The sequence below is a fragment of the Erwinia persicina genome, assembly GCF_014838825.1.
GTDB lineage: Bacteria > Pseudomonadota > Gammaproteobacteria > Enterobacterales > Enterobacteriaceae > Erwinia > Erwinia persicina_A.
In genome coordinates, this window is the sequence record NZ_JACYMO010000001.1 from 1,142,261 (window position 1) to 1,162,584 (window position 20,324).

17 protein-coding genes and 2 pseudogenes are annotated in these 20,324 nt (G+C 55.9%); 13 read left to right on the forward strand and 6 right to left on the reverse strand.

Features of this window, described 5'->3' with window-relative positions; all coding sequences use genetic code 11:
- Positions 1 to 19: 19 nt before the first annotated feature.
- On the reverse strand, positions 20 to 886 hold the full coding sequence (yieE, locus tag IFU29_RS05185; RefSeq protein ID WP_191932944.1) for a DNA-binding transcriptional regulator YeiE: 867 nt from the start codon (positions 884 to 886) through the stop codon (positions 20 to 22).
- A 159-nt stretch (positions 887 to 1,045) separates the two neighbouring features.
- Between yieE and IFU29_RS05190 the strand changes: the two genes are divergently transcribed.
- Together IFU29_RS05190 and nfo are read left to right on the forward strand one after the other, a co-directional pair.
- Entirely contained in the window at positions 1,046 to 2,107 is a 1,062-nt protein-coding gene (locus IFU29_RS05190; RefSeq protein ID WP_191932945.1) for a YeiH family putative sulfate export transporter, read from the forward strand.
- A 64-nt stretch (positions 2,108 to 2,171) separates the two neighbouring features.
- Positions 2,172 to 3,020 carry a deoxyribonuclease IV gene (gene nfo, locus IFU29_RS05195; RefSeq protein WP_191932946.1) on the forward strand — a complete coding sequence of 283 codons (849 nt, stop codon included), beginning with the start codon at positions 2,172 to 2,174 and terminating at the stop codon, positions 3,018 to 3,020.
- A gap of 69 nt (positions 3,021 to 3,089) precedes the next feature.
- Here nfo and fruA read toward each other — a convergent pair whose 3' ends face one another.
- From fruA to fruB, 3 genes are read right to left on the reverse strand one after another with little or no spacing between them, the layout of a single operon-like run.
- Positions 3,090 to 4,787 (reverse strand): PTS fructose transporter subunit IIBC, encoded by a 1,698-nt coding sequence (gene fruA, locus IFU29_RS05200; protein WP_191932947.1) that lies wholly within the window; start codon positions 4,785 to 4,787, stop codon positions 3,090 to 3,092.
- A 16-nt stretch (positions 4,788 to 4,803) separates the two neighbouring features.
- Positions 4,804 to 5,745 (reverse strand): 1-phosphofructokinase, encoded by a 942-nt coding sequence (gene fruK, locus IFU29_RS05205; protein WP_191932948.1) that lies wholly within the window; start codon positions 5,743 to 5,745, stop codon positions 4,804 to 4,806.
- Complete coding sequence (fruB, locus tag IFU29_RS05210) at positions 5,742 to 6,875, reverse strand: fused PTS fructose transporter subunit IIA/HPr protein (protein ID WP_191932949.1); 1,134 nt, start codon at positions 6,873 to 6,875, stop codon at positions 5,742 to 5,744. Before fruB ends, fruK begins: the two co-directional genes overlap by 4 nt.
- Before the next feature lie 373 nt (positions 6,876 to 7,248).
- Between fruB and IFU29_RS05215 the strand changes: the two genes are divergently transcribed.
- Entirely contained in the window at positions 7,249 to 8,454 is a 1,206-nt protein-coding gene (locus tag IFU29_RS05215; RefSeq protein ID WP_191932950.1) for a sugar efflux transporter, read from the forward strand.
- A gap of 1 nt (position 8,455) precedes the next feature.
- On the opposite strand, the gene IFU29_RS05220 is transcribed toward IFU29_RS05215, so the two are convergent.
- Positions 8,456 to 8,710, reverse strand: coding sequence for a YkgJ family cysteine cluster protein (locus IFU29_RS05220; protein WP_191932951.1), 255 nt, complete (start codon positions 8,708 to 8,710; stop codon positions 8,456 to 8,458).
- Between the two features lie 205 nt (positions 8,711 to 8,915).
- On the opposite strand from IFU29_RS05220, the gene yeiP reads away from it, so the two are divergent.
- Positions 8,916 to 9,488 carry an elongation factor P-like protein YeiP gene (gene yeiP, locus IFU29_RS05225; RefSeq protein ID WP_062742893.1) on the forward strand — a complete coding sequence of 191 codons (573 nt, stop codon included), beginning with the start codon at positions 8,916 to 8,918 and terminating at the stop codon, positions 9,486 to 9,488.
- Positions 9,489 to 9,543: 55 nt separating this feature from the next.
- Here the strand turns inward: yeiP and IFU29_RS05230 are convergent, their stop codons facing one another.
- On the reverse strand, positions 9,544 to 9,861 hold the full coding sequence (locus IFU29_RS05230) for a type 1 fimbrial protein (RefSeq protein WP_191932952.1): 318 nt from the start codon (positions 9,859 to 9,861) through the stop codon (positions 9,544 to 9,546).
- A 128-nt stretch (positions 9,862 to 9,989) separates the two neighbouring features.
- Here IFU29_RS05230 and IFU29_RS22775 point away from each other — a divergent pair.
- The 9 genes and pseudogenes from IFU29_RS22775 to yejF form a co-directional block, all read left to right on the forward strand.
- Positions 9,990 to 10,461 (forward strand): annotated as a pseudogene (locus IFU29_RS22775) (CobW family GTP-binding protein); the annotation flags it as partial.
- Positions 10,462 to 10,535: 74 nt separating this feature from the next.
- Positions 10,536 to 10,958: pseudogene (locus IFU29_RS22780) on the forward strand (GTP-binding protein); the annotation flags it as partial.
- 50 nt (positions 10,959 to 11,008) lie between these two features.
- Positions 11,009 to 11,716, forward strand: a complete 708-nt coding sequence (locus IFU29_RS05240; protein WP_191932954.1) for a phosphatase PAP2 family protein — start codon at positions 11,009 to 11,011, stop codon at positions 11,714 to 11,716.
- Positions 11,717 to 12,224: 508 nt separating this feature from the next.
- A complete protein-coding gene (gene mepS / locus IFU29_RS05245) occupies positions 12,225 to 12,797 on the forward strand; it encodes a bifunctional murein DD-endopeptidase/murein LD-carboxypeptidase (RefSeq protein WP_191932955.1) in 573 nt (190 codons plus the stop codon).
- 315 nt (positions 12,798 to 13,112) lie between these two features.
- Positions 13,113 to 14,699: a cyclic di-GMP phosphodiesterase gene (locus tag IFU29_RS05250; protein WP_191932956.1), complete on the forward strand. Its 1,587-nt coding sequence runs from the start codon at positions 13,113 to 13,115 to the stop codon at positions 14,697 to 14,699.
- A gap of 95 nt (positions 14,700 to 14,794) precedes the next feature.
- Positions 14,795 to 16,603, forward strand: coding sequence for an extracellular solute-binding protein (locus IFU29_RS05255; protein WP_191932957.1), 1,809 nt, complete (start codon positions 14,795 to 14,797; stop codon positions 16,601 to 16,603).
- An 11-nt stretch (positions 16,604 to 16,614) separates the two neighbouring features.
- Positions 16,615 to 17,709, forward strand: a complete 1,095-nt coding sequence (locus IFU29_RS05260) for a microcin C ABC transporter permease YejB (protein WP_191932958.1) — start codon at positions 16,615 to 16,617, stop codon at positions 17,707 to 17,709.
- Positions 17,706 to 18,731, forward strand: a complete 1,026-nt coding sequence (locus tag IFU29_RS05265) for a microcin C ABC transporter permease (RefSeq protein WP_191932959.1) — start codon at positions 17,706 to 17,708, stop codon at positions 18,729 to 18,731. Before IFU29_RS05260 ends, IFU29_RS05265 begins: the two co-directional genes overlap by 4 nt.
- Before the next feature lies 1 nt (position 18,732).
- Complete coding sequence (gene yejF / locus IFU29_RS05270; RefSeq protein ID WP_191932960.1) at positions 18,733 to 20,316, forward strand: microcin C ABC transporter ATP-binding protein YejF; 1,584 nt, start codon at positions 18,733 to 18,735, stop codon at positions 20,314 to 20,316.
- Positions 20,317 to 20,324: the final 8 nt, after the last annotated feature.

Sequence of the window (20,324 nt, forward strand, 5' to 3'; positions counted from 1 at the left end):
GTGTGACGATCCTGCTGTTTTATTCCGTGCAGTAACTGAGGAAGCGACTCAATGCTTTAGAAAGGTGCTTCTGACGGTGATGGATCCGGTACAGCGTTCGCTTCAGCGAAGGGAGTGGGATCGCCACTTCGACCAGCGTGCCCATTTCCAGCTGCTCGGCAATCACACGGCGGGACAGGCAGCTGATCCCCATGCCGTGCCGCACTGCGTTTTTGATCGCCTCTGAATTCCCCAGTTCCAGCGCCAGATCAAACTGCGGCAGGTGGGAGAGCAGCAGATAATCGACAATTTCACGGGTGCCTGAACCATGCTCACGCAGGATCCAGGGCGCAGCCGCCAGGCTCTGTAACGACACCGGTTTTCTGAGGATCTCTGCCCCCGGGGCGGCGAAGACCACCAGTTCATCTTCCAGCCAGGGTTCAGTCACCAGATCGGCCATGTGACAGGGGCCTTCGATCAGACCAATATCGACGCGAAAGTCGGCTACGGCAGTGATGACGTCCTGGCTGTTGCCCACACTCAGCTCCAGCGGCAACAGCGGGTAATCGCGGCGATAGCGGGCGATCATCCCCGGTAGCAGGTAGTTGCCGATGGTGCTGCTGGCTGAGATACGCAGCGCGCCGTTGTCCTCGCGGAACAGTTGTTCAATTTCCAGCGCCTGCTCAAGCAGACCGACGGCACGCGGATACAGCAGTCGCCCGTGCTCGTTGATCACCAGACGCTTGCCTACCCGGTCAAATAGCTGTACGCCAAGCTGACCTTCCAGATCGGCCAGCGCCGCGCTGACCGCGGACTGCGATAACGACAGTACCTGAGACGCCTGAGTGGTTGAACCGCTCTTCAGTACCTCGGTAAACACTTCCAGCTGTCGCAACGTTATATGCATGGTCCTTCCCCTGACAAATCATTCTTCATGTGGCCCGTCAAGATGCTACGCAGCGGCCATTCCCTTAACACTTATAGTTGTTAATTATAAAAATATAATCAATTTCACTTTTAAGCAAACATCTTTCATTCTGTTCCTGTCATTAATGGAGGAAGAGATATGGCTGATATCGTGCTCAATAAACAACACCATCCGATCGGGAATTTTATTCCAGGTGTGGCGCTGGCCGCAGGGATTTCTGCCCTGGCTATCTGGGCCGCCAGCATCCCTGAAATTGCCTCGCTGGGGTTGGGCGCACTGACCCTGGCTATCGTGGCGGGGATCGTCACGGGCAATACGCTGTATCCACACATTTCTCAGTATTGCGATGGCGGGATTATCTTTGCTAAACAGAAGCTGCTCAGACTGGGCATCATTCTTTATGGTTTCCGCTTAACTTTTCAGCAGATTGCGGACGTCGGCGCAAGCGGCATTATCATCGACGTTCTGACACTGAGCTCAACCTTTATGCTGGCCTGCTGGCTGGGGCGCAGCGTGCTCGGACTTGACCGCGATACGGCCTGGCTGATTGGCGCGGGCAGCAGCATTTGTGGTGCCGCCGCCGTGCTGGCTACCGAACCGGTACTGAAAGCCGAGGCGTCAAAGGTTGCCGTGGCGATTGCCACCGTGGTGATCTTCGGTACCGTGGCGATTTTCCTTTATCCGCTTCTCTATCCGCTGGTTGTGCAGCTGTTTCCTTGGGTAACGGCGGAAAACTATGGCGTCTACGCAGGGTCAACCATGCATGAAGTTGCCCAGGTGGTGGCCGCAGGGCATGCCATCAGCCCGGAAACTGAAAACGCAGCGGTCATTGCTAAAATGCTGCGCGTAATGATGCTGGCTCCGTTTCTGGTCACCCTCGGCTGGTGGATGAAACGTACTCAGCCGGTGACAGAAGGCGCGAAAAAAAGCGCCCTCTCGTTCCCGTGGTTTGCCCTGCTGTTTATCTTCGTGGCGCTGTTTAACTCTCTGCACCTGCTGCCGGCAGCGACCGTCAGCGCCATTAACCAACTGGACAACTTCCTGCTGGCAATGGCAATGGCGGCACTCGGTGTAACCACGCAGATCGGACAGTTGAAGCACGCCGGCCTGCGTCCGATCCTGCTGGGGCTGATCCTGTTTGTCTGGCTGATCGTCGGGGGCGGTGCGATCAACCTGCTGGTTGCGCATTTGATGGCATAATTTCCGCACTTTCCGGTTATGATGACCCGCCTGCCATTGAGCAGATCATCAACAGGAGAACGGCATGAAATATATCGGTGCCCACGTCAGCGCGGCTGGCGGTGTGGATCAGGCGGTACTACGCGCCGTGGAGCTGGAAGCCACGGCCTTCGCGCTTTTTACCAAAAACCAGCGCCAGTGGCGCGCGGCCCCGCTGACTGATGAAGTGATTTCGGCCTTTCGTACCGCCTGTGAAAAGCATCACTTCAAGCCAGAACAGATCCTGCCTCACGACAGCTATCTGATTAACCTTGGCCATCCGGTTTCGGAAGCGCTGGAGAAGTCGCGTGAGGCCTTTCATGATGAGGTGACGCGCTGCATGCAGCTGGGGCTGACATTGCTTAACTTCCACCCCGGCAGCCATCTGCACCAGATCAGTGAAGAAGCGTGTCTCAAGCGCATCGCTGAGTCGATCAATATCGTGCTGGACAAAACCGAGGGCGTGACGGCAGTGATTGAAAATACCGCTGGCCAGGGCAGTAACCTCGGGTTCCGCTTTGAGCATCTGGCCGCCATTATCGACGGCGTGGAAGATAAATCCCGCGTTGGCGTCTGCATTGACACCTGCCACGCCTTTGCCGGTGGTTACGATCTGCGTAGTGAAGAAGAGTGTGTGCAGACCTTTGCGGAATTTGAACGCATTGTCGGCTTTCAGTATCTGCGCGGCATGCACCTGAACGATGCGAAAAGCGAATTTAACAGCCGGGTCGATCGCCACCATAGCCTGGGTGAAGGCAATATCGGTAAAACGGTGTTCAGCTGGCTGATGAAGGATGCGCGTTTTGACGGTATCCCGATGATTCTGGAGACGGTCAATCCGGATATCTGGAAAGATGAGATTGCCTGGCTGAAGTCAGAGCAACACTCTGCCTGAACGAAGAAATGAAAAAGGGGCTGACCAGAGAAGAAGGTCAGCCCCTTTTTTGTCATCCCGTTTCCAGGATTAGACCTTAAGCGCTTCCGCTTCCGGGCGTTTCAACACCGCGTAAGACAGACCGGCCACCAGCGTACCGATAATAATCGCCGCCAGGTAACCCACGACTGGGGTGATTGCGCCAGGGATCAGCAGGACAAACAGACCGCCGTGAGGGGCCATCAGTTTGGCACCAATCGCCATCGACATCGCACCGGTCACCGCGCCGCCGATAATGCAGCAAGGTAATACGCGCATCGGGTCACGGGCCGCAAACGGGATAGCCCCTTCGGAGATAAAGCACAGGCCCAGTACCAGCGCCGCTTTGCCGCCTTCCTGCTGACCTTTGTTAAATTTCCGGCGGGCAACCAGCGTTGCCAGACCCATCGCCAGCGGTGGCACCATACCGGCCGCCATAATCGCTGCCATCGGTGCGTAGGTTTGCGAACTGAGCAGCCCCACACCGAACGCATAGGCCACTTTGTTTACCGGGCCCCCCATGTCGGTACACATCATGCCGCCGAGGATAGCGCCCAGCACCACGGCGTTAGCCGTACCCATGTTCGCCAGCCACGCGGTCAGACCCGACATAATACCCGCGACCGGCTTACCGACCACGTAAATCATCAGCAGACCGGTAATCAGGCTCGCTACCAGGGGAATGATCAGAATCGGCTTCAGCGCTTCCATACTGGTCGGCAGTTTGACCTTCGAGCTGAGGAACTTCGCCGCATAACCGGCAATGAAACCAGCGATGATACCGCCAAGGAAACCGGCATTAATGCTGGTCGCCAGCATGCCGCCAATCAGACCCGGGGTCAGACCCGGACGGTCGGCAATGGAGAAGGCAATAAAGCCTGCCAGCACCGGTACCATTAGTGCAAAGGCACTGCTGCCACCAATCTGCATCAGCGCAGCGGCCAGCGTACCCTGCTCTTTAAACGCCGTAATACCAAAGGCGAAGGAAAGTGCGATACTCAGACCACCAGCGACCACCATCGGCAGCATGTAAGACACGCCGGTTAGCAGGTGACGGTATGCGCCTGCTTTCTCTTTTTTCTCATCCGGGGCAGAGGACTGACCGCCCTGAGGCTGGTAAACCCGGGCTTCTGCCACGGCTTTATCCAGTTCCTGAGCCGTTTTCTTCAGCGCCAGGCCGGTTGAGGTACGGTACATTGGCTTGCCGGCAAATTTTGCCAGATCAACTTCAATGTCTGCGGCCACAATCACCAGATCGGCCGCCGCAACTTCTTCAGGGGTGATGGCATTGCCCGCACCTACTGAGCCCCGGGTTTCCACCTTCACCCACCAGCCGCGTTTTTTCGCTTCAGTATCGATGGCCTCAGCGGCCATAAAGGTATGTGCCACGCCGGTTGGACAGGCGGTAATGGCCACGACGCGTTTAGGTCCGGTTGCGGCCGCCGGCGCAGCCACTGCTGGCTGGGCGGTGGCTGCTGGTGCCTGATAAGGGCGGGCATCCGTTTGCGCTTTTGCCAGCACTTCTGCCGGTTGACGCAGTAATTGCTCAATATCTGCCAAGTAGATGGCTTTGCCGTTCAGGTTGCTGTCAGCCGGAATGTTCTTGCCCGCGACAATAACCTGATCTGCTTCTGCCGGATTATCGGTCAGCGTCAGTCCTGCGCTTGCCGCAGCCGCAGTAGTTATATTTTTAGCCAGGTAGCCCGTTGCCAGCCCAAGAGAGGAATCGATTATCAGCAGCGTTTTCATTATGCGTCTCCTGCTGTTAGTTAATGAAAGGTTGTAGGTCGACACGCGCCATCATTGCGGCCAACTGGGTACGATCGGTAACACCCACATTGCTCTGGCTGACGGCCATGGCCGCAACAGCAGTTGCAAGGCGCAGCGTGTGCTCGCTGGATTCACGCATCAGCAGGCCGTAAATCAGCCCGCCGACCATCGAATCGCCAGCACCCACGGTGCTTACAACTTCACAGGCAGGTGGTTTTGCAATCCATTCGCCTGAAGCATTCACCCACAGCGCCCCTTCGGCACCCAGAGAGATCACCACATGAGCGATACCCTGCTCACGCAGCGCATGTGCTGCTTCAATCACATCTTGTAATGTCGGTAATTTGCGGCCCGCCCAGATTTCCAGCTCACGGCGGTTAGGTTTAACCAGCCACGGCGCGGCTTTCAGGCCCGCGACCAGCGCCTCACGGCTGCTGTCGAAGATAATGCACGGGCAGTGGGTGCGCAGCTGCGTCATCCACTCGGTGAACGCGTCCGGGTCCACGCCGGCCGGCAGACTGCCGCTGACGCAGACCATATCGAACTGGCCCAGCCAGGTTAGCGAGTCAGCGGTAAAGCGGTCCCAGTCCTGTGCAGTCACGTCAAAACCAGAGAAGTTCAGGTCAGTCACCTCGCCGTCTTTCTCGGTGAGTTTGACGTTGATACGGGTACGGCCTTCCACTACCTGGAAGCGGTTCGCAATGCCCAGCTCGCTGAACAGGTGCTGGAAGCCGTCCTGGTTCTCTTTGCCGAGGAAACCGCCAACAGTCACATCAATGCCCAGGTCTTTCAGTACCTTAGCAACGTTGATGCCCTTACCTGCCGCGTGCAGCCCGGTGGTTTTCACCAGGTTAACTTCGCCGTGTTCGATTTCCGGGGTATACCCCACCAGGTCGTAAGCCGGGTTCAGGGTGATGGTGGCAACACGTCTGCTCATGCCGCACCCTCGCCCAGACCGGCAGCGATCGCTTCACCGACAGCATCCAGTGCCGCACGGGCATCTTCACCGCTGGCGGTGAAACGCAGGCGATGGCCTTTTTTCACGCCCAGGGCGACCACTTTCATCAGGCTGCGGCCGTTAGCCGGTTTCCCGCTGCCATCAAGGTTGGTGACGGTCACATCACAATTAAACTGTTTGATTACGCTGACCAGCGCCGTACCCGGACGGGCATGCAAACCGTGTTCGTTACGGATAGTGAACTCTTCGGTCAGCACATCAGCCTGCTCGGAAACTTCACTGGTCAGTAGCGCCAGGATACCGGCGGCATCCGCACTCAGCAGGCGGTCAGCCTTCTGCTTAATCAACAGATCGCTTAAGTAGTTCAGCACGTTCAGCGGCTGATCGTCGGTAACGGACACGGTGATCAGCATGGACGCTGTTTCACCGTTAACGCTGAAGGGTGCCGCCGCACGGCTGATGGCCACCGCGCTGGCAAGATTGCCGTTCGTGCTGTCACTGAGCCAGATACCCTGCCCCAGGTTCAGCGGTTTGCCGGCAATCACGTCGCTGACGAAAGAGGCGTCTACCGCTCCCGCCTGCTGCAGACGTCCGGCATTCAGTGCCTGAAGGGTCATCAGGTCGCTGGCGGCGACATCGGTACTGATCAGCGAGGTGTCAAATTTGAATTCTGCGGCCAGCTTTTCTCCCATCAGGATGCTGCGCAGGGTTTCAGCCGAGTCGGTGGTACGCAGCTGTTCGGCCACGCTGTCATCGCTCAACACGTGCGTCAGCTGACGCAGCAGCGCCAGATGTTCGTCTGACTTTGCGGCAATCCCGATCACCACATATGCCGTCTGGTCTTCACCCCAGGCGATGCCCTGTGGGAACTGGAAGACCTGAACGCCGGTTTTTAACACCAGATCGCGGGTGTCGGTGGTGCCGTGAGGAATGGCAATGCCATTACCGAGGTAGGTGGAGGTCTGCTGCTCACGCGCGAGCATCCCGTCGACATACCCTTCGCCAACGTTACCGGCGGCGGTTAGTGCGGCGGCCACCTGACGAATGGCATCGTGTTTGTCGCCAGCCTGGGCTCCAGGCTTAATGGCGTTGAGTTCTAACTGGAACATGGTTCTCCTCGCTGCTGAATTTGAATCGTTTCAGCTAATTTGAGAAAAAAAGCGCTATCCCGGGACTAACAAGCTGACGAGACAACGCTGAAACGTTTCAATGAGTGTGGTGCCTTTACGGGATTTGTTGCAAGTTTTACTGTGAACGACGTAGCAGATTTTTGATGTCCCGCACATTTCATCCTTTCTTTTCAGAAAAAAGCGCGGCAGAAGGGAGAAAAGCTGAAGGGGTGCTGACAGGCACAATAGCGCATAAAGGGTGCAAAAAGTGCGCAATCAGGGCATTGGCGAGCCTTCTATTGAAAAACCATTCCCGCTTTTCGCATTACGGCGTAAAATCTCGCCGTTTTTTCCTCTTCAGGCCAATCAAAACATGTCTCTTCCTGCTGCGCCCGCCCGTTCCCTGCCCGACAGCAAGTCGGTGGCCTTTCTTGTTGTGGCGTTTATTTCCGGACTGGCGGGGGCGTTGCAAACCCCGACACTCAGCCTGTTCCTCAGCACGGAAGTGCAGGTGCGCCCGTTTATGGTCGGCCTGTTCTTCACGCTCAGCGCGGTGATTGGCATCGTCGTCAGCCAGCTGCTGGCCCGCTATTCCGACCGCCGGGGTGACCGCAAAACGCTGATCCTCTACTGCTGTCTGCTGGGTGCCATGGCCTCCCTGCTTTTTGCCTGGAACCGTAACTATTTTATCCTGCTGTTCGTCGGCGTGTTGCTCTCCAGCTTTGGCAGCAGCGCCACGTCGCAGATGTTTGCACTGGCGCGTGAGCACTCCGATAAGATCGGACGGGAGAATGTGATGTTCAGCTCGGTGATGCGCGCGCAGATCTCACTGGCGTGGATGGTTGGCCCACCGCTGGCCTTTGCCCTCGCTCTGGGCTACGGTTTTCGCACCATGTACCTTTGCGCCGCTATCGCCTTTGTGCTCTGTGCCGTTATCGTGCGTTATCTGCTGCCTTCGATGCGTAAAACCACGGTGATCCTGAGCCAGCCTCTACAGGCGCCGCGCCGCCACCGCCGCGCCACCCTGATGCTGTTTATTGCCTGCACCCTGATGTGGTCGAGCAACGGTCTGTATCTGATCACGATGCCGCTGTATGTGGTGAATGAACTGCACCTGCCGGAGAAACTGGCGGGGCTGATGATGGGGCTGGCCGCCGGACTGGAGATCCCGGTTATGCTGCTGGCCGGTTATTTTGCCCGGCGCTGCGGTAAGCGGCGATTGATGTGCGGCGCGGCTTTCTGCGGATTCCTGTTTTACAGTGGCACGCTGCTGTTCAACGGAGAAACGTCGATGCTGCTGCTTCAGGGGTTGAACGCGATGTTTATTGGTGTGGTGGCGGCCATCGGCATGATCTACTTCCAGGACATGATGCCAGGCCAGGCCGGTGCGGCCACGACGCTGTTCACCAACTCAACCCGTATGGGCTGGATTGTTGGCGGGTCGCTGGCGGGGATGGTGGCAGAAGTGTGGAGTTTCCATGCCGTTTTCTGGTTTGCCGTGGTGATGATGGCGGCCTCCCTGCTCTGCCTGTTACGGGTGCCGGAGCCGGACGCGGAGGAAAACGCCACTGCCGCCTGAATCAGGGCGCGGTCTGCGCCTCCAGATCCAGCAAATAAATCATCGACTGCGCGCGGCTGTGCCCGCACATGGCGGCCTCGGGTTGCAAGCTTGCACAGACGGGTGGACGCAGCGGTGAACCGAAAATTTTGCAGCGCATCAGTTCGTCGAGCTGCACACAGGGCGTGTTGGCTGGTTTACCATTCGGATGACCCGGGATCGGCGATGAAATTGAAGGGGCCGTACAGCAGGCACCACAGGCGGCACGACACTCCATGACTGACCTCCGGAAGGAAAGCGCGACAATAGCAGTCCGCCGGGGCGAATACTATGCTTGTTTTGTGACGGAACCCTTGCGGCCAATACGCTGCTGCGCGTTCCGCCAGGCACATATTTTCTCCAGGCCATCTTGCCTGGGGACAGCGGCGCGAGTAACGTGTCGCGATAAATTTCCTCATCCTTTTCCATACGAGACCTGTTTTATGCCAAGAGCTAACGAAATCAAAAAAGGCATGGCCGTGAGTTTTAACGGCAAGCTGCTGTTAGTGAAAGATATTGATGTGCAAAGCCCAAGCGCACGTGGCGCATCCACGCTGTATAAGATGCGTTTCACTGATATCCGCAGCGGAATGAAAGTGGAAGAGCGCTTTAAGGGCGATGACATCATCGACACCATTTCTCTCAGCCGCCGTCAGGTCACCTTCTCCTACATTGACGGGGATGAATACGTCTTTATGGATGACGAAGACTATACGCCTTATAACTTTAAGCAGGAGCAGATTGAAGATGAGCTGCTGTTCCTGCCGGAAGGCGGTATTCCTGGCATTCAGGTTCTGACGATGGACGGCCAGATCCTCGCGCTGGAACTGCCGCAGACGGTAGATATGGAAATTGTTGAAACCACCCCCGGCATAAAGGGTGCTTCAGCCAGTGCCCGAACCAAACCGGCAAAAATGGCGACAGGTCTGATTGTTCAGGTGCCCGAGTACCTCAGCAACGGTGATAAGATCCGTATCCACATCCCCGAACGTCGTTACATGAGCCGTGCCGACTAGAGACGTCAAAAAAGGGGCTGTCACCTGACCGCCCCTTAATGTTACATTATAACAATTATCGATACTCCATTGTGAGTATTCCCAATCGGTGTTCAGCATCCAGCCAATGCAGTTGGCTATGGCCGATATTATAAGGCATAGGCTTTGAAGCGCGGGTGTTTAGCGCCAGTGTTGTCACCTGTGTCTGCCCGTTACGCAGACAGGAAACCTGAACCGATCTTTGATTGATTTCAGATTGGCAGGGGGATTCAACAATGCTGCCCGTAAAAAGAATAGTGCCTGAATTTGCTGTTTCCTGACTATTCCCTGCCAATGAATTGCTCGTCCATGAGGCAAAAAGCATAACGGCAACGGCCGCATGAATGCTGTTCATTTTTCACCTCGTTGGTAACATTTATTTTCTTTTCTCTTTTACCTTAGCCAATAACGCGCGATCTCGTGATGAAAACAAATACAGCTGAAGAACAGTAAATATCATTAAAGTTTTACTAAGGAGCGCACATGACCCGCGTCAATCTGATCACCGGCTTCCTGGGGAGTGGCAAAACCACGACCCTGCGCCATCTGCTGGCGGGTAAACCTGCGGGCGAACAGTGGGCCGTACTGGTCAACGAGTTTGGCGAAATTGGTATAGACGGCGCGCTGCTGGCCGAGACGGGGGCGGTGCTGAAGGAGATCCCTGGCGGCTGCATGTGCTGCGTGAATGGCCTGCCGATGCAGGTCGGGCTGAACAGGCTGTTGACGCAGGTCAAACCTGACCGGCTGCTGATTGAACCCACCGGACTCGGGCATCCCAGACAGATCCTCGATATGTTGTCAGCTGCGGTCTATGAGCCCTGGATAGACCTGCGCGCCACGCTGTGCCTGCTGGATCCGCGACAGCTGGCGGATGAACGGGTCATCCACAATGAGAACTTTCGCGACCAGCTGGCCGCCGCCGATATTATTATTGCCAATAAGCAGGACCGCTGGGCAGAGACTGACCGGGAAGTACTCCGGCGCTGGCATCAGCATGCTGCGCCCTCGCGCCAGCTGATCGCTACCGATCACGGCCAGATTGACCCGGCGCTGCTGGACCTTCCCCGGACCAACCTCCAGGTATTGCCAGCCCCGTCGCACCATCACTCTGCCGCCCGGTCCGGCCTGGCCGCCCTGAAGCTGAACGACGCGGCCCGCTGGCGACGCGCGCTCAATCAGGGCCAGGGATATCACGCCTGCGGCTGGATCTTCGACAGTGAAACGGTTTTTGCTACCACAGGTCTGCTGGAGTGGGCCAGGCTGGCCCCGGTATCGCGGGTGAAAGGCGTGCTGCGTATCGCGGAAGGGCTGGTGAGCATTAATCGCCAGGGCGCAGATTTCCATATTGAAACCCGCCAGTCTGCGCCGCCGGACAGCAGAATAGAGCTCATTCATGAAGAACCTGCCGACTGGAATGATTTGCAAACAGCTCTGTTGAATCTTCGTTTATAATGTCAGGCATACTCTACGCGCGACTTTCCTGAAAAAAACCTTAAAACGATATGACTATTAAACGTTTATTACTCATCCTGCTGCTGAATGTGCTTGGCCTGGCACTGTTTTTCTCCTGGTATCTGCCCGTCGATCACGGGCAGTGGTTCACGCTGGATAAAACTATTTTCTACTGGTTCAACCAGCGTCTGGTGACGAACCAGGTACTGCTGTGGCTGGTGGCCATCACCAACTTCCGCGCGTTTGATGGCGTATCGCTTCTGGCTATGGGGGCTCTGTACCTGCACTTCTGGCGTCGGGAGACGCCTCAGGGCCGTCGCCGCATGTTTGCTATCGGCATCACCATGCTGATCACGGCGGTTGGCCTGAACCAGCTTGGTCATCAGATCCCGGTATCACACGCCAGTCCGACGAAGTTCTTCCCGCAGGTGAATCACGTCACTCAGCTCACCGGCATCCCCACCAAGGACGCTTCGGCAGACAGTTTCCCGGGCGATCACGGTATGATGCTGATGATATTCGCCTGCTTTATGCTGCGGTACTTCACCCGTCGCGCCTTTGCCTTGTCGGTGCTGATTGTGCTGGTCTTTGCCCTGCCGCGCGTGATGATTGGAGCACACTGGTTTACCGATATTGCGGTGGGTTCCCTGTCTATAGTGCTGGTGGGCATGAGCTGGTGGTTGCTGACACCGGCCAGTGATTATCTGGTGAACTGGCTGTACCGTAATCTGCCGGGGAAATATAAACCGGTTAAATAAATCCTTATTTCCCGCCCGCAGATAACAGGATGCTGCGTCTTTCACCCTGCCGTCAGCGAAATCATCTGTCGGCAAAATACGAGAGATCCAGCTCCTTATCTTCCACCCTGATCTCAGCGCAAACCCCTGAAAGTCGCACCTGTCCAGCCAGATAATTCTGATTTTTGCTTGACCCGTGGCATGTCGCAGCAAAGTTGCGGTTAAGCACAAACAGATAAGCTGATAATTGACGATATTGTAATCAATTCGTTACTTAATGATTTCACATCACAAAAACCTACAAAAAAGTGCTCAAAAGCCCTCGCCATGCGCTTTGTAATCGGGTAACCTCGTCTTCGATTAGGCGAAATGGCTAAAGTATTTCGGTATGTTACATTTTAAATTGTGCTCAATAACACATTTTAACGTTTTCCGAATTGTCTTACCCTCCGGCACTAATTAATCTCGTCTCGTTTCGCAATTCTGCTAACGACTGCGTCGTTAAGGACTTCAAGGGATCACAAAAATAATGGTCAAGTCTCAACCTATACTGAGATATATCTTGCGGGTGCTCCCCGCGGTCGCATTAGCGACACTGTTGTCAGCCTGTAGTTCGAACAGCGGACACAATGAACAAACTGATACTCATGCAGTTAAAAACCAGAATGGTTTTTTACTTCAAGCGTCTCAGGATGAATTCGAACAGATGGTTCAGAATGTGGATATTAAATCCCGCCTGATGGACCAGTATGCGGACTGGAAAGGTGTACGATATCGTCTTGGCGGCACCAGCAAGCGTGGCATTGATTGCTCTGCGTTTGTCCAGACTACCTTCCGTGAACAGTTTGGTCTGGATCTCCCACGCTCGACCTATGAGCAGGAAGATACCGGAAAAAGTATCCAGCGCGCGAAACTGCGCCCCGGTGATCTGGTGTTGTTCCGTGCAGGCTCCACGGGCCGTCATGTCGGTATTTATATCGGTAATGACAACTTCGTTCATGCCTCCACAAGCAGCGGTGTGATGATTTCGAACCTGAATGACTCCTACTGGAAAAACCGCTACCGCGATGCCCGCCGGGTACTGAGCCGAACGCAGAGCTGATTTCATTCCCTTGAAGTCTGCGAACACGAGATAAGAAAACGCTGCCCTGGCAGCGTTTTTTTTGTCTTTTATTCCCGCCCCTCACCTGCCCTGCTGACGGTCTGCCCGCCCGATATTTTCAGGAATAGCCGTAAAACGGTTCCGCGACGATCCATCCTGAGGATAATCTGAGGGGGTAAAAGTAAAAGCGTTGACTTATCAACAATAAGATAGAGACAGAATCCCCCCTCCGTTATATTCTCACTGGCTGACACCAGAATAAAATGGCGCGCAACCCATAATAATAAAACCGGCGAAAACGGGAGAGATCACCGAATGCCACTATCTACCCCCGTCAGGCGGCAGGTGACTCAGCCGCGCAAGATAGTCTTTCTCAGTACAACCACAGGTTTTCTCTTTTTTCTGCTGTTTATCATCATCATGCTGACGCTGACCTGGAATCGCCGATCTGCAGAGCATGACCGCCTTGCCAGCTATACACAGAGTTATGTGGCCAGTGTATTCGCTGATCTGCGCGGTACTCTGCAACCCCTTCAGGCACACACCCTGTCATCCTGTGAGCAGGTGCGTAACGACCTCACGCAGCGTTCAGCCTTTGCCCCTAACGTGCGGGCGATTCTGTTAGTCAGTAAGAATAATGCCTTTTGTTCCTCGGCAACCGGGCCGATGCAGATGGATATCCATCAGATTTCCCCCCATACCGATATCAGCAACATGACGGATATTCGTCTGATCCCGGGTACGCCGATGATGCGCGGCAACCCCGCTATCGTCCTGTGGCTTAAAAATCCTGCACAGCCAGGCAGCGGCGTCTTTACCACCCTCAATATCAACCTCACCCCCTATCTTTTACTGGCATCGCGCGATCAGCAAATCAGCGGCATAGCGATGGCGGCCGGTGAGAGTGCGATGACCAGCTGGAGTGAGCGGGTCATAAAGCGAAGCGCCCTGCCACAGCATGCGTTGCGGACCATCGCCATACCGGGATACCCCCTGATCCTCTATCTGTATGGCGATGCCCTGCCACAGCGTGATATCCCTGTTATTCTGCTGGCCGGACTGGTGTTAGGGCTGTTAGTCACCTGCGGATGTTTCCAGCTGTTCACGCTTCGCCTGCGCCCTGGCAAAGAGATCATGCTGGGTATCAAGCGCGGTGAGTTTCACGTTGAGTATCAGCCGGTCATTGAAACCCATAACGGCAAGCCTTACGGACTGGAGGCGCTGCTGCGCTGGACGCATCCAACGGAAGGGCGTATTCCGCCCGATTCGTTTATCAGCTATGCCGAAGGGCAGAACCTGATTGTGCCGCTGACCCGGCATCTGTTTACGCTGGTGGCACAGGATGCACATCGCCTGTGCAAGGTGGCCCCGGCCGGGACGCGGATGGGGGTCAATCTGTCCTCTCATCATCTTAGCCACCCCAGCTTTCGCCAGGACGTGCTGGACTGGATAGCCATGATGCCGCCAAACCATTTTGAATATGTCTTTGAAATCACTGAAAGTGCGATGGTCAATGATAATAACGCTGATAAAATATTTGACTGGATCCGCCAGCAGAATATCCGCATCGCCATTGATGACTTCGGCACCGGCCACAGCGCGTTAATCTATCTTGAGAAATTCCAGTTTGATTACCTTAAAATTGATCGCGGTTTTGTGCAGAGTATCGGAATGGAAACAGTGAATACCCCCGTACTGGATGCCGTGCTCACGCTGGCGAAAAAACTCAATCTTAAAACGGTCGCGGAGGGGGTAGAGACCGCCGGGCAGGCCCTGTGGCTGATTAATCGTGGCGTTACGCACCTGCAGGGCTTCCTGTTCAGCCGCCCGCTTAACGTGCCGCAGCTGGTCGACTATTATCGGCAGGAACCCGTACCGTCCCTTAGCGGGGCGCGGGAATGACCGGGGTAACCCTTTTAATATCATTGTGTCATCGTGGTTTTACTGCCAGGCTGGCGAAATTAACCAATTTGTTTCAGGTGGGAGTCTGTTGAACCATGATTATGCGGTGTTTTGTCTTAGTCATCGTCAGCCTGTTTGCGGCCAGCGTGCAGGCCGAGAAAATCAATCAAAGTGACAGTTTTGCCCAGCTCGGCGTAGCGAAGTATGCCGGGGGTTTCACCCATTTTGATTATGCCAACCCGGCTGCGCCGAAAGGCGGCAGAGTCACCCTGTCGGCCATCGGTACCTATGATAATTTCAACCGCTTCGCGATGCGCGGCAGCCCGGGCGTCGGCACCGAATCACTCTATGACCACCTGTTTACCTCCTCGGATGACGAAGTGGGCAGCCTGTATCCACTGATTGCGGAGTTTGCCCGCTACCCTGATGATTTTCGCTGGGTGGAAGTGACAATCAATCCCCGCGCACGTTTTCAGGATGGTTCACCCATTACTGCAGCGGATGTGGCCTTCACTTTCCACATGTTTATGACCCAGGGCGTGCCGCAGTATCGTGTGTTCTATAAAGGCGTCACGGCAAAAGCCCTCTCCCGCCTCACCGTGCGCTTCGATCTGCCAAAAGGTGACCGCGATAAGATACTGTCTCTGCTCGCCTCTCCGGTATTTCCGGAAAAATTCTGGAAGGATCATAACCTCGGCGAACCGTTGCCTGCGCCGCCGTTATCCAGTGGCCCCTATCAGATCACCGCTTATAAAGTGGGCCAGTCGATCACCTATTCCCGGGTAAAAAATTACTGGGCGGCGGATCTGCCGGTCAATAAAGGTCGCTATAACTTCGATACCATCCGCTATGACTATTATCTGGACGATAACGTGGCGTTTGAAGCCTTTAAAGCCGGTGCGTTTGATTTCCGCACCGAAGGGGCGGCGAAAAAGTGGGCCACTCAGTACACCGGCACTAACTTCGATCGCGGTTATATCCGCAAAGAAGAGCTGCCTAACACGGTGGCAACCAATACCCAGTGGCTGGCATTTAACACGCAAAAACCTCAGTTTGCCGACCGCCGGGTGCGGGAAGCCCTGTCCCTGCTGTTTGATTTTGAATGGATGAACAAAGCGCTGTTTTATAACGCCTACAAACGTGTGGACAGCTATTTCCAGAATACTGAATACGCGGCGCGTCACTACCCGGATGCTAAAGAACTGGAAATCCTCGGCCCGTTGAAGGGGCAGTATCCACCAGAGGTGATAGACCAGATCTATCAGCCACCAACCTCTGACGGTTCCGGCTACGACCGGCCCAAATTACTCCAGGCGCTGTCACTGCTGAAGCAGGCGGGATGGGAGCTGAAAAATCAGCGCCTGGTGAACGTCAAAACCGGCAAGCCTTTTGCTTTTGAACTGCTGCTGCGCAGCGGCGGTAATGACCAGTGGGTGCTGCCTTTCCAGCATAATCTGTCACGTGTCGGGATCACCATGTCAGTACGCCAGGTGGACAGTTCGCAGTATCTGGCACGCCTGCGCAAACGTGACTTTGATATGCTGCCAACCGTTTACTCCGCTTTCCCGACTCCGGATACCGGCCTGCAGTTTTACTGGGCAACCGCTTATATGGATTCCAGCTACAACACGCCAGGCGTCAGCAGCCCGCTGATTGACGATCTGATCGCCCGCATTAACCAGCATCAGGGCGATGCCCCGGCGCTGCTGACGCTGGGCCGGGTTCTGGATCGTGTCCTGCTGTGGAACTATTACATGATACCGATGTGGTATACCGCCAACGACCGTTATGCCTACTGGAACAAGTTTTCGATGCCCGTGACGCGCCCGACCTATGCGCAGGGTTTCGATAACTGGTGGTACGATGTCAACAAAGCCGCACAGTTGCCGGCGCAACGTCGCTAAGGAGTCTGACTGTGGGTGCTTATTTACTTCGTCGATTACTGCTGATCGTCCCTACACTGTGGGCGATTATCACCATTAACTTTTTTATTGTGCAGATCGCGCCGGGCGGCCCGGTGGATCAGGCGATTGCCAATATTGAATTCGGCCAGACTACCGGGATGCCGGGTGCCGCCGGGGAAGGATCGGCTCACGGCCGCAGCGCCCTCAATGCGTCCCCGGGAGAGGGTGAGTATCGCGGTTCACGCGGCCTTGACCCTGAAGTCATCGCAGAAATTACCCGTCGTTACGGCTTCGATAAGCCGCTGCATGAGCGTTACTTCACCATGCTGTGGAACTACGTGCGGTTTGATTTCGGCGACAGTCTTTTCCGCAGCAGTTCAGTGATCCAGCTGATCAAAGAGAGCCTGCCGGTCTCGGTCACGCTCGGGCTGTGGAGCACACTCATTATCTACCTGGTGTCGATCCCGCTGGGGATAAAAAAAGCGGTGCGCAACGGCAGCGCCTTTGATATGTGGAGCAGCACGCTGATCATCATCGGCTATGCTATTCCGTCTTTCCTGTTCGGTATTATCTTGATTGTGGTGTTTGCCGGGGGCAGCTACCTTGACTGGTTCCCACTGCGCGGGCTGGTCTCGCCGCAGTTTGACAGCCTGCCGTGGTATGGCAAAGTGACCGACTATCTCTGGCATATCTGCCTGCCGGTGCTGGCAACGGTCATCGGCGGCTTCGCCACCCTCACCATGCTGACGAAAAATTCGTTTATGGATGAAATCCGCAAGCAGTATGTGGTGACCGCCCGGGCTAAAGGGCTGGACGAGAAAAAAATTCTCTACCGCCATGTCTTCCGTAACGCCATGCTGTTAGTCATCGCCGGATTCCCTGCCACCTTTATCAGCATGTTTTTCACCGGTTCACTGCTGATTGAAGTGATGTTCTCCCTCAACGGCCTCGGGCTGCTGGGCTACGATGCTACCATTCAGCGCGATTATCCGGTGATGTTCGGCACGCTGTATATTTTTACTCTGATTGGCCTGCTGCTGAATATTCTCAGCGATATTACCTATACGCTGGTTGACCCGCGCATTGATTTCGAGGGCCGCTCATGAGCCGTTTAAACCCGATTAATCAGGCGCGCTGGGCGCGTTTTCGCCATAACCGTCGGGGCTACTGGTCACTGTGGATCTTTGCCGTGCTGTTTATTGTCTGCCTGGGCGCGGAGCTGCTGGCCAATGATAAGCCGTTAATCGTGCATTATCAGGACCGCACTTACTTCCCGCTGCTGGTGAAGTATCAGGAGAGCGATTTCGGTGGCCCGCTGGCAACCCCGGCCGACTATCAGGATCCCTGGCTGAAATCCCGTCTGAGTCAGAGCGGCTGGGCACTCTGGGCCCCGATCCGCTTTGGTGATGATACGATTAATTTTGCCAGCACGGTGCCCTTCCCTTCGCCACCGTCAGCGCAAAACTGGTTAGGCACGGATGCTAACGGCGGCGACGTGCTGTCACGCATCCTGTATGGCACACGCATCTCACTGCTGTTCGGGCTGATGCTGACAGTAGCTTCCAGCGTGATAGGCATTTTTGCCGGGGCGGTGCAGGGCTACTTTGGCGGCCGGGTCGACCTGTGGGGACAGCGCTTTATCGAGGTCTGGTCTGGAATGCCCACCCTGTTCCTGATTATTCTGCTCTCCAGCGTGATACAGCCGGGTTTCTGGTGGCTGCTGGGTATCACCGTGCTCTTTGGCTGGATGGGCCTGGTGGGCGTGGTGCGGGCAGAGTTCCTGCGCACCCGTAACTTTGACTATATCCGGGCTGCACAGGCGATGGGGGTCAGCGACTGGCGCATTATGTCCCGGCATATGTTGCCAAACGCCATGGTAGCGACCCTGACCTACCTGCCCTTTATTCTCTGCGGGTCGATTACCACCCTGACCTCACTGGATTTCCTCGGCTTTGGCCTGCCGCTGGGATCGCCTTCGCTGGGTGAGCTGCTGTTACAGGGCAAAAATAACCTGCAGGCACCGTGGCTGGGCCTGACCGCGTTCTTCTCACTGGCGATCCTACTGTCGCTGTTAATCTTTATTGGTGAAGCGGTACGCGACGCCTTTGACCCGAGCAAGGTGTATTGATATGGCGCTGCTTACCATTCAGGATCTCAGTATTGCTTTTCGCCAGGGCGGCGAAGAGCGCCGGGTAGTGGACGGGCTGTCCCTGTCGGTGGACGCCGGTGAAACGCTGGCGCTGGTGGGCGAGTCCGGTTCAGGAAAAAGCGTGACTGCCCTGTCGGTGATGCGCCTGCTGCCCACTCCGCCAGTGGTTTACCCGCAGGGGGATATTCTCTTTGACGGACAGAGTGTGCTGCACGCCGATGAACGCACGCTGCGCGGGCTGAGGGGGAATCGCATCGCGATGATCTTCCAGGAGCCGATGGTATCGCTTAACCCACTGCACAACATTGAAAAACAGCTGTACGAGGTACTGTCACTGCATCGCGGAATGCGCCGTGAGGCGGCGCGGGCCGAAATGCTGACCTGTCTGGATCGCGTCGGCATCCGTCAGGCAGCCAGCCGCCTGAACGATTTCCCGCATCAGCTTTCCGGCGGCGAACGCCAGCGCGTGATGATTGCGATGGCGCTGCTGACCCAGCCCGAACTGTTGATCGCAGATGAGCCTACTACCGCGCTGGATGTCACCGTGCAGGCACAGATCCTCACGCTGCTGAAAGAGCTGAAGCAGGAGCTCAATATGGGGCTGTTGTTTATTACGCATAACCTGAATATTGTTCAGCGTCTGGCAGACAGCGTCACCGTGATGCGCAACGGGCAGGCGGTAGAACACAATACCACTCGCCAGCTGTTCAGCGCCCCGCAGCACGCCTATACCCAGCAGCTGCTGAATGCCGAACCCGAAGGACAGCCTGACCCGGCAGATGCGCACGCAGAGCCGCTGTTGCGCGTGGAAAATCTGGCTGTCGCCTTTCCGATTAAGCAGGGGCTGATGAGGCGCACGGTGGGCTACCATCACGCTCTGAAATCCCTCAGTTTTACCCTGCGGCCGGGCGAAAGCCTCGGCCTGGTGGGCGAGTCAGGCTCCGGTAAAAGCACGACCGGACTGGCCCTGCTGCGCCTGCTGCACTCGGAGGGTGAAATCTGGTTTAACCAGCAGCCGCTGCACCGGTGGAACCGCCGGGAAATGCTGCCGGTACGCCGTCAGATCCAGGTGGTGTTCCAGGATCCCAACTCGTCACTGAATCCCCGGCTGAACGTATTGCAGATTATTGCCGAAGGCCTGCAGGTACATCACCCTGAGCTGAACGCAGCCGAACGCGAGACGCGGGTGATCACCGCCATGCAGGATGTTGGGCTGGATCCGGATACACGTCAACGCTATCCGTCCGAGTTTTCCGGCGGTCAGCGCCAGCGCATCGCGATTGCCCGCGCGCTGATCCTGCAGCCGCAACTGATCATCCTTGATGAGCCAACCTCATCCCTTGATCGATCGGTGCAGAAGCAGATCCTTGCACTGCTGAAAAAGCTTCAGCAGCAGCACCGACTGGCGTATATCTTTATCAGTCACGATCTGCGCGTGGTGCGGTCGCTGTGCCATCAGGTGGTGGTACTGCGTCAGGGAGAAGTGGTGGAACAGGGCGGGTGTGAGGCGATTTTCAGCGCACCGCAGCAGAGTTATACGCAACAGCTGCTGGCACTGGCCTGAGGGACAGA